16 protein-coding genes are annotated in these 13,919 nt (G+C 45.5%); all 16 read right to left on the reverse strand.

Translation table 11 applies throughout. The features are described 5' to 3' along the window. Positions 1–368, reverse strand: a 368-nt coding sequence (locus B6K08_RS09065; protein ID WP_407639841.1) for a flagellin, incomplete at its 3' end; no start/stop codon positions are given. Between the two features lie 189 nt (positions 369–557). Then, positions 558–1,859 (reverse strand): flagellin N-terminal helical domain-containing protein, encoded by a 1,302-nt coding sequence (locus B6K08_RS09070; RefSeq protein WP_080325972.1) that lies wholly within the window; start codon positions 1,857–1,859, stop codon positions 558–560. Positions 1,860–1,964: 105 nt separating this feature from the next. After that, positions 1,965–2,306 carry a flagellar protein FliT gene (locus B6K08_RS09075; protein ID WP_080325973.1) on the reverse strand — a complete coding sequence of 114 codons (342 nt, stop codon included), beginning with the start codon at positions 2,304–2,306 and terminating at the stop codon, positions 1,965–1,967. A 1-nt stretch (position 2,307) separates the two neighbouring features. Continuing rightward, the gene (gene fliS, locus B6K08_RS09080) at positions 2,308–2,694 is read right to left on the reverse strand and encodes a flagellar export chaperone FliS (protein ID WP_027407469.1); all 387 of its coding nucleotides are present in this window, start codon (positions 2,692–2,694) and stop codon (positions 2,308–2,310) included. 19 nt (positions 2,695–2,713) lie between these two features. Beyond that, positions 2,714–6,082, reverse strand: a complete 3,369-nt coding sequence (gene fliD, locus B6K08_RS09085; protein WP_080325974.1) for a flagellar filament capping protein FliD — start codon at positions 6,080–6,082, stop codon at positions 2,714–2,716. A gap of 15 nt (positions 6,083–6,097) precedes the next feature. Then, positions 6,098–6,553, reverse strand: a complete 456-nt coding sequence (locus B6K08_RS09090; protein WP_234985334.1) for a flagellar protein FlaG — start codon at positions 6,551–6,553, stop codon at positions 6,098–6,100. 35 nt (positions 6,554–6,588) lie between these two features. Further along, positions 6,589–6,810 (reverse strand): carbon storage regulator CsrA, encoded by a 222-nt coding sequence (csrA, locus tag B6K08_RS09095; protein ID WP_080325976.1) that lies wholly within the window; start codon positions 6,808–6,810, stop codon positions 6,589–6,591. Positions 6,811–6,813: 3 nt separating this feature from the next. Next, positions 6,814–7,254, reverse strand: coding sequence for a flagellar assembly protein FliW (fliW, locus tag B6K08_RS09100; RefSeq protein WP_080325977.1), 441 nt, complete (start codon positions 7,252–7,254; stop codon positions 6,814–6,816). A 75-nt stretch (positions 7,255–7,329) separates the two neighbouring features. Next, positions 7,330–7,923, reverse strand: coding sequence for a DUF6470 family protein (locus B6K08_RS09105; RefSeq protein ID WP_080325978.1), 594 nt, complete (start codon positions 7,921–7,923; stop codon positions 7,330–7,332). A gap of 49 nt (positions 7,924–7,972) precedes the next feature. Continuing rightward, entirely contained in the window at positions 7,973–9,292 is a 1,320-nt protein-coding gene (gene flgL, locus B6K08_RS09110; protein WP_234985335.1) for a flagellar hook-associated protein FlgL, read from the reverse strand. Between the two features lie 79 nt (positions 9,293–9,371). Continuing rightward, positions 9,372–10,922: a flagellar hook-associated protein FlgK gene (gene flgK / locus B6K08_RS09115; protein ID WP_080325979.1), complete on the reverse strand. Its 1,551-nt coding sequence runs from the start codon at positions 10,920–10,922 to the stop codon at positions 9,372–9,374. A gap of 38 nt (positions 10,923–10,960) precedes the next feature. Further along, positions 10,961–11,428, reverse strand: a complete 468-nt coding sequence (locus tag B6K08_RS09120; protein WP_080325980.1) for a flagellar protein FlgN — start codon at positions 11,426–11,428, stop codon at positions 10,961–10,963. A 2-nt stretch (positions 11,429–11,430) separates the two neighbouring features. Further along, positions 11,431–11,916, reverse strand: a complete 486-nt coding sequence (locus tag B6K08_RS09125) for a flagellar protein FlgN (RefSeq protein WP_080325981.1) — start codon at positions 11,914–11,916, stop codon at positions 11,431–11,433. Between the two features lie 36 nt (positions 11,917–11,952). Continuing rightward, positions 11,953–12,228 (reverse strand): flagellar biosynthesis anti-sigma factor FlgM, encoded by a 276-nt coding sequence (gene flgM, locus B6K08_RS09130; protein ID WP_080325982.1) that lies wholly within the window; start codon positions 12,226–12,228, stop codon positions 11,953–11,955. A 163-nt stretch (positions 12,229–12,391) separates the two neighbouring features. Further along, positions 12,392–12,805, reverse strand: a complete 414-nt coding sequence (locus B6K08_RS09135) for a hypothetical protein (RefSeq protein ID WP_080325983.1) — start codon at positions 12,803–12,805, stop codon at positions 12,392–12,394. A 381-nt stretch (positions 12,806–13,186) separates the two neighbouring features. After that, positions 13,187–13,846 (reverse strand): ComF family protein, encoded by a 660-nt coding sequence (locus B6K08_RS09140; RefSeq protein WP_080325984.1) that lies wholly within the window; start codon positions 13,844–13,846, stop codon positions 13,187–13,189. Between the last annotated feature and the right edge of the window lie 73 nt (positions 13,847–13,919).

Raw genomic sequence — 13,919 nt, forward strand, 5'->3', positions numbered from 1 at the left:
ATCTGGTCAATAGACTGATCCATTTCCTTCTGGATAGTAGCGCGGTCTGCATCAGTGTTGGTGTCGTTTGCTGCGTTTACTGCCTTTTCCTTCAAAGTCTTCAGGATTTCAACAGTGGAGCTTACAGCACCTTCAGCAACCTTCATCATAGAGCCGCCGTTCTGAGCATTCTGATTTGCCTGATCCAAAGAGCGAATCTGAACGCGCATTCTCTCGGAAATAGCATAACCGGATGCATCATCAGCTGCGCTGTTGATCTTCATACCGGAAGAAACCTTTTCCAGACTCTTCTTGAGAGCGTTGGTGTTCTTGTTCAGAGTGTTCAGAGTGTTAATTGCGGACATGTTGTTCTTTACAACCATAGCCATGATAAATTCCTCCTTGATTTTTAACATTTTCAGGCATCCTTGCCTGTTATTAACTTATCTGACAATAATATCGGGCATGATTTTAGATTACTTAAATTTTTTTTCAATTTTTTCAAAAAGAAAAGGACTGATCCGAAGACCAGCCCAAATCTATGGTTGTTTTGGTTAACTTGTAATCTTACTGACCAATTACTGGAGCAGGCTGAGTACATTGGAGCTGCTCTGGTTAGCCTGAGAGAGCATGGACTGTGCAGCCTGGAGAAGAACGTTGTTCTTGGTGTATTCGGTCATTTCCTTAGCCATATCAGCATCACGGATTACGGACTCTGCACTAGTTACATTCTCGCTTGCAGTGGTCAGGTTAGCCTGAGTGTACTCGAGACGGGACTCAGCGGCACCGATGGAGGTCTGCTGATCAAGAGCCTTCTGAATTGCTGCATCAAGAGCATTGATAGCTGCATTAGCCTTCTCCTGATTACCTACGGAAAGGGTAGAACCATCCATACCCTGGAGACCAAGAGCGGTTGCCTTCATGTCAGTCAAGCCAACATTGATGGACTGAGCTGCCTTGGTGCCTATCTGGAGAACAATGGAGTTGTCCTCAGACTTGTTCTGAGCACGGATAGACTCGTCGAATGCATCCAGAGAAGCATTGGCGGACTTGTTTACATTACCCTGATTATCAGTGATGTACATAGTAAAGCCGGCAATCTGGCCTGAAATACCGCTGGCATTAGCTGCAATAGTTATTCCGCTTTCACCAGAAGCGGTGTAAACAGTGTTGCTGTTACCATCCAAACCAATGTTGGAGCTGTTGCTGGTAACCTTAAGTGCCCCAGAAGTTAAGGTAGTAATAACACCATCAAGGGTACTTGCAGAACCAACCTCCATGGAAGAGGTATAGGTCTTGCCGTCCTTAACCCAGGAAACGGTTACGGTGTCAGTGCTGTGAATGTTCAGCTTATCACCATTACGGGCTGCCAGCTCTGTCAGCTTAGTAGTTGCAGCAGTACCAGTGCTTAAGCTCTGGTTAGTCATAGCAGTAGTGGTCTGATTGGTCTTCTTGTTGTGGGAACCATCTACCAGATACTGGCCATTGAAGGTAACGTTTGCGTTATCATTAATCTGGTCAATAGACTGGTCAAGCTCCTTCTGAATAGTAGCACGGTCTGCATCAGTGTTGGTATCGTTTGCTGCACTTACTGCCTTTTCCTTCAAGGTCTTCAGGATTTCAACAGTGGAGCTTACAGCACCTTCAGCAACCTTCATCATAGAGCCGCCGTTCTGAGCGTTCTGATTTGCCTGATCTAGGGAACGAATCTGAACACGCATTCTCTCGGAAATAGCATAACCGGAAGCGTCATCAGCTGCGCTGTTGATCTTCATACCGGAAGAAACTTTTTCCAGACTCTTCTTAAGAGCATTGGTGTTCTTGTTCAGAGTGTTCAGGGTGTTAATTGCGGACATGTTGTTCTTTACAACCATAGCCATAATAAATTCCTCCTTGTTTTGTCTATAGCGGCTTCCTTGCCACTAGAATTAAAAATATTTTATAGGAGCAGGCTGACAGTTGAGCTGCCAGCCTGACAGCTAACATTAATATTCTCGGTTGAACATATTGCCCGTGGCTAGACCAAAGGAGTCATAGCCCCTTACAGTCATATTGTTGCGTTTTGACCGGTTCAGCCAGGAACGGGCCTTGTGCATTATCTGCATATCCATGGGCTCTATCTGCTTGCGCAGGGCCACTCCCTCCAGCGAGCGGGCATATTCATGGTCTGGGAGAGCCTGAAGCATCTCCATCAGCTGCTGGCGCTGGTCTACCAGTTCAAGGAAGGTATCAATGTCTTCTTCATCGATAAACTTCATCAATTCCCTGGTGACCGCCAGATATTTCTCCCATAGCTCCTGTTCTGTCAATTGATGCTTGCCATCCATATCAAGATGCTCCTTTTTCCTTTCTGGCTTTTATCATGGCCTGAGCCCAGGCAGAACGCAGCTCCTTGATGATATCCATGCACTCCGTAACCTTCTCCGGCTTGCTCCTCATATTGGCCTCCACCAGAGAATTGTATACGTAATCGTACAGCGGCATCAGCTGATGGGCTATCTCATATTTCATATCCAAGGTAACCCGGAACTCATTGATGATATTCTCGGCCTTCTGGAGAGAAGTATTACACTGCTCCCATTTTTTCTGTTCCATGGCCTCCAAACCTTCCTTCATAAAGCGAAGGCACCCGTCATAAAGCATCAGGGTAAGGGCCTCTGGGGTAGCAGTCATTACCTGCTGGCGTTTATATGCTTCTGCAGCGTTATTCATCATAATACAAATCTCCTAACTATCAGGAAAACGAACCACTAATATAGCCAAGCTGCATATTGAGTTTGGACAAAGCCACCTCCATGGCATCATAGCGCTTATACAGCTTGTTTTCATAGGAAGTCATCAGGGTCTTGAAGCTGCTCATCTTGGTCTGCATATTGGTAATCAGCTTGCCCAGATAACTCTGATCATCAGTATCCTTGGAGGTGCCGGCTATATCGGAAATCTTGGACATGTGATTGGTCATCACATTGTACAGGCGGTTGGCCACACCAGTATTGGCATAATCCAGCTTGCTCTGTGCACTGGTAATCTTGTTCTTGTTGGTAGTCCCGGCAATATAGGTGCTGTCCTGGTCTGAAGCAAAGAGCTGATATACGCAGTCCGGGTCAGCTGCCAAGGCTTTCTTCAGCTTATCAGTATCCAAGGTAAGATGCCCCTTGGTGTTGGTGGTAGTAATACCGATGGAAGACAAGGTATTGTACTCACTGTCCACTGCATCCACCTTGGTGTAGATAGCCTCACGCATAGCACTTACCAGAGACTGGATTTCACTGTTATGGTAAAGCAGACCAGACTTGGCTTTTTCAGTCCACTTCTCTATCTGCTTCTCGGTCATCTCTTCCTCCTGGCGTTTGCTGAGAGGCTTATAGTCAGAATACTTCTTTTCGGACAGCTTTTCGTTAAGGGAATCCAACAGCTTGTTGTAGTCCTCCACGAAGTTCTTTACATAGTCTACAATCTTGTCCGTATCCTGACTTACACTGATGGTAGCCTTAGAGCCTGCCGCAGTGGTATCCAGGAAGGTGTAGGTAACACCGGCCACAGTAAGCTTGTTGGTATCATTGTCGTATGTCTTGCCATCAATGGTAACGCTGGCATTTGTACCAGCCCACTGGTGAGCCTGCCCGGCTTCTTCCTTTGCCTGCTTGGTTTCTTCGCTTTCCGCAAAGCCCATCTTTGATACTAAAGCACTAGCCAAACTATCAACGCCCGTAAGCGTAGCATCACCAGCATTATTGGTCAAGCTAAATTTTCCAGTAGACGAATCATAAGCTGCTGTCACACTGACACCGGCAGATGTAGCCGCTGTGTTAATCTTATCAACCAGAGTACTGAAATCACCACTGCCCTTCAATGTGCCGGAGCCGCTGGTATCAAACAAATCAGCATAGGTCAATGCCACCTCTGTCTCATTGCTGCCATCGCTCACCTTAAAGCTAAGGGCAGTATCGGTAGCAGCCACAGTTTCAGAGCTGCCATCACTCTTTTTTACTGTCAGTGAACCATCCGTGTTCTTTACTGCGGTAAAACCTACAGCAGCGGCCAAGGTATCATCCGTGCTGTACTGGTTGACACGGGTAATACCAGTGGAGGTCTTATAGGCCATAGTGCTTGGGTCAGCCGCACTAAGGTTCAGCTTGCCTGACACATCCACTACCGAACCGTCAGCATTGGTAATAGTAATATTGCCATTCGGATTTAAAAGGCTAAATGTACCATTTGCATAGCTAGCCTCTATATTCAAGCCGGCAGCATTAATCTTATCTGCCAATACGCTGAGAGAATTTGTCGGATTTCTAACGGTTACAGTTTCATACGGTCCAACCGTAGCTGTTGAGCCATCCTGCTTTGTAACCCGGATATTATTTCCGTTATTGTAGCCAAGAGCCGAATAGTCAACTAGATCACCATAATTCAAGGTAATGGTAGCAGAATTGTCCCCATCACTCAATTCAAAGGTAAACAAGGACTCCGCTTTCTTAACTGCCTGCCCAGCGGTTTGCGTAAAATCAGGATTAGAACCAGTCTGAGTTGCTCCAACCTGAACCTCAGAGCCATTCGTCAAAACCTTTAACTGGAAAGTACCATCACCTAGAGGGTGATACATATTGGTATGCAATCCAAACACATCTGCCAGATTACTGCTATTATCGACAGTCAAATAGGTAAGGCTAGGACTGGTAGCCAGATTCAAGCTATCAATCATCTGCTGAGCGACACCCTGATTTGTACCAGTACCATCAGCAGTGAGATTCGCCTGACCGCTTGGATTGGACAGGGAGAAGCTATCCTTTATTGCATCATAAGCTGCAGTGATGCCTAACCCAGTTGCATTAATCTTGGAAGCCAGCTCATCTAATCCGGCATTGCCCCCCAGACTGCTCTTGGAACCAATATCGTCCAGATTAAACAGCTCTCCCAAAGTAAAGCTAACAGTAGCACTATCCGTGCCATTGCTGAGATTCATGGAGAAGGCTGTTTCATCAGCCCCAGTATAAGTACCATCTGCATTCTTGGTAAATGTACCCAGCTCGCTGCCACTATGGTCTTTAACTGTGATAGTATAAGAGCCATCACCATTATCTACAGATGTAGCTGTTAATCCCAATACATCCTTCATGCTCACTGACTGAGAGCTGTTGGTAATGCTGGTAGTAAGGTCAACAGACTCCATGGTAGTCTTCATGGCAGTTGGGGTGGCAAAACTAATACGGTCACTGAGAACACCAGTAGAAGCGTTGTAAGTACCAAGGTTCAAATGATTGAACAGTGTTGCTGTATTGTCATTCTCAACAGTAATGTCAATGATATTGCTCTTGCCGCTGGTCTTGTTATACAGACTGAAGGTGTCATTTGCAGTATCATAGCCACCCTGAATATTGGCCCCGGTCTTGGCAAAAGCACTGGCAAAATCGTTCAAGGTCTTTCCGCCGCTGAATACAGCACTGCCATCACCGGTATAGCCGGTATACTCACCACTCTTATAACCAGTGAAGAGCTCATCATAGGTGTAGCTGAGAGTGTATTCAGTATCACTGCCTGCTGTATCCTTTATCTTCAAAGAAATAGCCACATCACTGCCATTTACAGTATCAGTAGTGCCATCAGCCCGGGTAATATTGTAGGTAAAGTTCCAATTACTGCCATCCTCGGTAGCCGTAGCTACACTGTAGCTCTTAAACAGCACATCCGCCAGGTTGTTGCTGGCCGATGCACTGGTATTGGCTCTGGTAACCCCTAAATTATTACCAGAGGAATCCTGTGTCGTCAAAAGATAAGCATTGCTGGCCACAGAATCTACCGTAACAACATGATTCATAGCCGCAGCGGCACCATTGGCAGTGGCAGTTACTACACTGCTGTTGGAGCTGGTTGCCTGCATGGCGTTCATGTTTGACTGCATTTTATAGGTAGACAAGGTGCCATACTTATATGTAGTCAAATCATTATATACGCCATTGTACGCTTCTTTCAGCCAGGTATTTGCAATCTCCTGCTGTTCCATCTTGTCATACTGCTTGTTTTTGCTGGACATGCCCATCTTTACCAAGGATTCAATGTCCAGCCCAGAGCCTGACAAGCCATAAATTCCATTTACGCCCATTTTAAGGACCCCCTTTTACGCGTTACGATCGAGGAAAGCGCCCAGCCATTCCTGAGCCTTTATCATACCCTCTACCATTTCTTCAGGTGGGTATTCCTTAATAACCTCATTTGTCTTCTTGTCAATCATCTTAACTGACATTACATTTACTTCCTTGTGATACTGGAATTCCAGATCACAGTTGAGCTTACTCATAAGCTCGTTGAGTTCCTTTGTCATTTCGCTGACAAATTCCTCATTAATATTATCCAATGCTTGCTGCTTTGGATCCTGCTCTTTTTCTTCGTTGTCTGCTTGACCTGCGTCCTGGCTTGCAGCAATCCTATCAATAGTGCCGGCCTCATCTACTTTTATATCAACAGGAGCCACCTTGTTTTCCACTGGCTCTGCTGTTCTCTTCTGGCTAGCCCCATTGTCCATTGCTGAAACAACTACTGCCGCAGCTGTCATGTCTGAAATGCTTCCTACCACTTTAAATCCCTCCGTAGAAAAAATATTATAATCCTTTATTTTGGTAACGCCTTGGACAAATCTATATTGTCTGCCGGAGCCGCTGCCTTGCGATTTTCATCCTTGATGACCTTATAGATTTCTCCTCTATAGACCTTAACACTGCGAGGGGCGTCGATGGCTAATCGCACATTGTCGCCATTTACCTCGACAATATTGATAACTATGTCATCCCCGATCATAATCTGTTGCTTCGGGTGTCGTGTAAGAACCAGCATACTCTATTCCTCCTTTTCCGGGAACAGCCTATGCTTCGTAGTATAATTTGTTTTTTCCAGCACAACCTGTCTTGCCTTCATATTGGACTGATTTATAACTATAGGTGCCAACAAATTTGTGGTCATATTTTTCACGCCTGTTGACGGTATGGTAATAAGGGAACAAACCAGCACATCTGCATCATTGGTAACTCCCAGTGCCTCCATATTGGCATCATCCAGTTCAAATGTATAATCCGGAAAAAATACAAATGGATCTGTCATGAGAAAGGCCAGCTCCGGTGTGGCTGCTGACTGTAAAAACAGGTACGGGCTCTCCTCGTCGTAAGGGAGAATTGCAAATTCCCTCTCGTCCTCAAAGGCAGGTATACCATGTTCAAAGGTAACAATAGACTTTTCTTCAACTTCAATTTCACCAAATCTGGTAGTATTAATCTTTCTCATTCATAGCCTCCATTATTAATACTGGATGTACCTCATCCGTCACGCTACGCGTGCCACCTTCCCCAGAGGGGAAGGCTAAACTCGCATATCATAACGTCCAACGGAAATCCATTGGTTTACATAGCCCTTTCTTGCCAAGGTGGTCTGAGCAGAGCCGGGACGGTTCTCTATCTCCGGGGTTGCCGTGGCCTTGATACTGGTAGTATCGCTGCCCGGATCCATCCTGCCCTTTATCTCAGATGGGTGCACGGTAATTTCCGGGTCTGGAATCTTTACTGCCTCCCACTGGGGCCACTGCAATATCTCGCCTCTCAGCCGCGACTTGGCTTCATTGCCGATAAGATTGCTATGGGGATGGGCACCGTTCTTGGCAAAATTCCAAGCCGACTGGGTCAGCCTTGAGGTATTGGCCTGTACTGACTGGAACCCTTCTCCGCCATACTTCCTGGCAAAATCATCGTGATTCAAAAAGCCATAAGCCGTGCGGGAATTGTAGGTATCAATATCTATCTCCACCAGGGTAGCGGCCACATCCGCCAGCGGTGGGTCATAGTTTCGGTGAAGCTCTGCCGGGCGAAAGGTATTTTTTATGGCCCGGGGCTGCTCCTGATGAATACTGATCTGAGGCAGCTCATGACTAATATTCAAATATTTCATCTCTGCCAGCATGGTACTCACCTCTTTAATATATGTTCGTGATTTTAAGCAGAAAAATTAATTACAGGTAATCTGCCAATGTACCAGGCAGAATCTTGGACCCTACTGACAGGGACAAACTGTAGATGGTCTGATACTCCATAAGCTGAGTAGCCAGCTTGGCCACATCGGTGCTGGACACATCTGTGATGTCGCTGGTGATGGACTCATCCTGAGTCACCAGCATATCCGAGGCTGCACTGTAGGCCTGCTGCCGGGCCGCCATGGTAGTCTGGGCTCCCAGTACCTGGGAATGAGCCGCATCGCTGATGGTAAGGCCATCTTCAGCAGCCCAATGGTTATCAGCTGAATCAATTTTAGCTACGGCATACAACAACTCATTTAACATGGCTGTACCGGAACCCGGAGTATTTTCAGCATCGAAAATATCACTGCCGAAAACATCCTGCCCAGTCTGGTTTACCGTATCAGTAGCCTTGTCCACGCCACCAGTTTTCTTTACCATGGAAATATATTTGGCGTCGCCCTCATAGGACACTATATACTGCTTAGTGGTGGCAAATTTTAAATTTACTGTTTCACCGCCAACAGTTATATCTACATTGTAGCTCTCACCATCTGAATTAATAACACCATACTCGTCAAAATATTTACTTACCTTTTCTGAACCAGAAGTAGCGTCCCAAGCAGCAATAGTAGCTGACTCATCACCATCAGCAACGGTCCTGCCCTCAGCTACTTTATCCTTGTAGCCATTTTCTACAAAGTCTTTAGTATAAACCTTGCCATCTTTAACGTTCAAATAAAACACATTATTTTCATTGGTTGAATCAACCAATTTAAGCATTTGGGTGACAGAGTGCTCGTCATTGACGGTATTAAAGAATTTTGCCTGATTATCGCTAAGAGTCTTGGTTTCACCCCGGCTCTTCTTTTCGGAAGATATACTAAACGGCATGGTGGTATCGGACTGGCCGGAGAACAGATAGCGGTCACCTATCTGGGCATTCATGTCTGATACAACCTCCTGGACACTGGCCAACAGCTCCTTGGCAATATCCTTCATATCATTTTCGTTGTTGGTGGAGTTGCCGGCGGCCACAACCTTTCCCTTAAACTCCTTCATTCTCTCAGTTACATTAACCAATGCCGCATCGCTGTTCTTCATCCAGGAAACTGCCGTGGTAATGTCCTCCTGGAACTGCTCCACATTGGTGAGGGAATTTTTATATCTTAAATATTTGGAATAACCTACTGCATCGTCAGAGGCACGATGGAGCTTCTTGCCATCGCTCTGCTCAAACAGCTTGGTATACCGCTCGTAGGAACCATTAAGCTGCTTCAAGTAATTGTTGGTCATCATTGTGCTGCTTATACGCATAATCTATACCTTACCTTTCTTTTTTGCCATCCCCTCTGGGGAGGGTGCCCGCAGGGCGGGTGAGGTCATCTGTCAATTATTAGCGACCTACTACGCCTGTGCTGTTGATAAGTCTGTCCAGCATCTCATCCATGGTGGTGAGACAACGGGAGCAGGCTGCATAGCCCTGCTGGAAAGTAATCATATTGGTAAGCTCTTCATCCCAGTTTACACCGGAGGTGGATTCCCTGAGATTTTCTATCTGGGTCATAAGATCACTCTGGAACTCTACCTTGTTATTCATGTTTTCGGTAGCGCCGCCCAAGGTGGTCATGCTGGTGTTGTAGTAGCTGTAGAAGGACTCATCGCCAATGGAGCGGGTATCACCATTTACTGTAGAGCTGGTATTCTTCTTTACACAGTTAAACAGTGTACTAATCCATACCGCATTGGAGCCATCCGCTACACCGTTTATATTGCCATCATCCCCCCTGGAGCGGGTTGCCAGCTTTTTATGGCCATCGGTGGCGGTCAAATCCTGATTTATAGTCAGTTCCTTAATAATATTAATTCCACGTAGTGCAGTTCCATCCTTGGTTAAATAAGCATCATCCGAAGTGGTAACCCACTGATAATCCGCACCAGCAGTACCATAGAAATTTTTACCCTGTACACCAGTCTCAGTTTCCAGAGTATATCCCGCTTTATGCTGCTTATTAAGGGTACTCAGCAAGAAAGCTGCCATATTGGCCAATTTATCAATATACTCCTTATCCTCGTATACAGCCTGTATCTGGCCGTACAGCTCACCGTTGCCAGGATTGAACTGTACATCGGATTCCTTAATCAAAAGGGTGTAGTCGCTGACACCATATACCTTATTATTCAATGGCTCAGAGGCGGTAATGGTCACCTTGCTGGTGCCGTTTACCAGGGTAGTGCCGTTGCACACCAGATTGTACATGCCATTAGGAGTTTCATTTACACTGATATGCATGATACGGGACAGCTGGTCCACCAGCAAATCACGCTGGTCGCGAAGGTCGTTGGAGCTGGAGCCGTCAGCTTCCTGCTCCAAAATCTGGCCATTGAGAACGGTAACTCTGTCCAAAATACTATTTACATTATCTACGCTGAGAAGAATCTCGCCGTATACGGATTCAATCTGGGACTGAACCTGGGTTGCGGTGGCATTCAGTGTCTCAGCGAAATTATAACCGGCATTGATAACATTCTGGCGGCTGGAGGCGGTACTTGCTGTAGTGGAGCAGTCCACCCATGCCTGATAGAATTTCTCCATGGAATCCTGAAGGGCATTGTCATCAGAATCGTTGAAAATAGTCTCCAGCTTGGAATAATTCTTGGCCTTGGCATTGTAATAGCCGTCATTGGTGTTTTCCTTCCAATACTGACGGTCTGCATAAATATCTCTGGCACGGGAAATACCGTAAACCCCTACACCAGAACCAATCTGATTGGCTCTGGAATAGGACCAGATAGTCTGGGAACGGGTTGCCACGGAATTAACCTGCTGGCGGGAATAGCCCTCTGTACTTGAATTGCTGATGTTGTGACCTACTGTATTCAAGCCTACTCTGTTGTTCTGAATACCACTTACCATGGTATTGAGGCCATGAAATGTACTTAACATAAATCTCTCTCCTGTCTAAAATGTTTTTCCTTGAGTCATCAGACTCCGGTATCAAACATCTTTCTCCCCTGAACAGGCATCCCACCGTTATCGCCCGGTGTTCCGTAGGTCACCCCCGCACTGGTCTGGGTCATTACATTGATGCTATAGTCGATAAATTTTGAGTGTCTATCTAAAAACTGCATATTTCTGGAGTTGATTCCCTTTAACTCCTGCAATATTTCTTCCTGTTTATCCAACAGCGTCTGGAGCATCACTTTATCCGATGATTCCGGCTGTTTTCCCAGCCATTCCAAAAGGTTATGGGTATGAAGCTCAGCCATAATCCCGTCCTTGCGTTTGTCCAGGCTGCTTATATCTATCATTATCGGTTCCATATCAGCAGACAGCTTCCTTGCTGCCTCTGCATCAGTGTGAACCAGTTTTTCTTTCTGTGCTTTTGCCAGCTCCAATAATCTGCCCAATAAAATAAGCTGCTGGCGAAGAATATCGATTATATCCTTCATACTTACACCTCAAGGTCCAAATTCTTTTCATGGGAAACCTTTTCCTGTCCTGACTGTCCATAGGATGGTTCCACGGTGGTGCCCCCAAGCTGATTGAGCTTGAAGTTGATGACGTTCAAAGCTGCTGATATCATAATCTCATTATTCTCCTGAAGCGCCTGGACCCTTTTTACAACGTCTTCCAGTGTTTTATGGGTACGCTCCAGTACATCACGCATCTTGTCGTCACTGCATTGTCTCCAAACATCCCTCATTGCCATACTAGGCTGTATGTTAACGTATTGCTTCGCCAGCTGGTTTATCACGTCTTGACGCTTTGTTTCTGCTTTATTGATTTGTTCAATGATAGTCTGCTCCTGAAGAACAATCTTCTCCAAGGATTTCAGATCCACTGCCGCCAGCACTGCGCGCTTTTCCTCGCCCAGCTTCTGGAGCTTCTGATACTCATTTATCAGTGTGGCTATAATCTGTGCTAAATCCTGCCACATTTCGATGCATCCCACCTCTCTGGCAAAGCCGTCCTATTAGAAACGACAGCTCAACATACTTGATGCCAAGTCATAAGAGCTCACATGATAATTGCCGGCTGCAATCATGTTCTCCAGCTCTGCCACACGGTCAGAACGGACATCACTCATTGCGTTAAGCTTCTTCAGCATCTCGCTGGCATTCTGAGCCTTGGAGGAAATGTGAATCTCATCACTTCTGACCTCTTCCCGCTCGGTGTGAGCAACCTTGTTGGTGCTGCGATGGTTCGCATAAACGCTTGCAATTCCTTGAAGATTGTTATTTATAATCATGGTTTCTCACCGTCCTTTTTCTAAATTCAAACCCTACGCGATACTTAAACATAAAAGCAGTTCTAGCCTCTCTATGGGTTCTAATCTTTTATCGAAAAAAAAAACAGGATCCTTAAATCCTGTTTTTAAAAATATCTTTTTCTACTATATAAAATAAAACAGCTTAGGAACGGAAATCCTTGCCCGCATTGTACATGGTATGGCTACGGTCAACCCTCTGTGCTGCAGCGGCAGACTTCTTTGCTTCCAGCTTTGCAGCTTGATCCAGCAAATCCTGGGAACACTTTTCGCAAAAACGACCAGTATAAATTTCTGCACCGCACTTTTCGCATGGATAAGTAATAACTGCACCGCCGGAATTTATGAAGCGACCATTTTTCAGCATACGAAGAACGACCTTCTCCTTTACACCGGTATCCTCAACAATCTGGGTAATGCTGCATTTATCATGGTCACGCACATAGGTATGTACAATCTGCTCCTGCTCCAGCTCAATATCATAGCAAGCAGGACACATCTTCTGACCAACCTCTAAATAGAGCTTTCCACACTCTGGACAATTCTTTAACTTATTCATAGTAACTCACTCCTGATTAGCTTTTCTATATTACCTTCCAATATTTGTATCGTCATTTTTAGTGAACATTTTAATTATAACGTAATTGTTCAAATTTTGCCATAGGCAAAATATTTATCGTAATGATTTTAATGCACAAAAAATTAGTCTGTTCAATACAGGTGAAAAATGGGCAGGAGGCTGGCATCTTGAACGCCGTTCCAGTTCTAAAACTTTTTCTTGCTATTATGTAGCAGAAAAAATCATAACTCACTTCGTCCTTATAGGACTCGTTCAAACAAATGATTTTTCCTACTACAATCAAGGTAAAGCAACAAAAAGTTTCTTAACGAACTGTCACTCAATGTTCAATCTACCGGCCCCCTGCCCATCATAATTAACTTACCTATGTCCGGATGAAATCACCAGTCCGAAAATCTGGCTTGCTCCTGCCTCCCGCAAAACCTTTCCGCATTCAGCAAAGGTTGCACCAGTAGTGAAAATATCATCCACCAAGAGTACCCTCTTTCCCTTCACCAGATGACGGTGCTTTTTATCCGCCACTGCAAAGGCACCCTTGATATTTTTCTTTCGCTCGGCGAACTTAAGCCCAAACTGGGGTCGGGTTTCATGTACCCGTCGCAGCACCTCCCAGATTTCCAAATCTGAGTTTTTCATGGCCTCCTCAAAAAACAATACGCTTTGATTAAAGCCACGCTGTTTAATTTTATTCTTGTGAAGGGGCACCGGCACCACAATGTCAATGTCATGCAAATCCAGCTTTTCAAGGCCCCTGTCCACGAAAAATTGCAGAGCCTTCACCGCATGCTTCTTTTTCTCGAATTTGGCATCAGCAATGAGCTTTTTCACCGGATCCTCATATTCACTGAAGCTCATTACACCGCCATCAAAAATCTTCCCCATTTTACCCTCCAGTGGCAGCTGACGGGGCTGAAGTATTTTATTAAGGCAATCATCGCACCACTGGCCGTTGTGCTTCACATATCCCCTGCAAGCCGGGCATTTCGGTGGAAAAAGAAAATTTAATATGGCTTCAATCATAGCTTTCTCACTTTGCCTTCCCCATTTTTTCTTACCTCATCCGTCTGCTACGCAGACACCTTCCCCAAAGGGG

Source organism: Anaerovibrio lipolyticus DSM 3074, assembly GCF_900141865.1.
GTDB lineage: Bacteria > Bacillota > Negativicutes > Selenomonadales > Selenomonadaceae > Anaerovibrio > Anaerovibrio lipolyticus.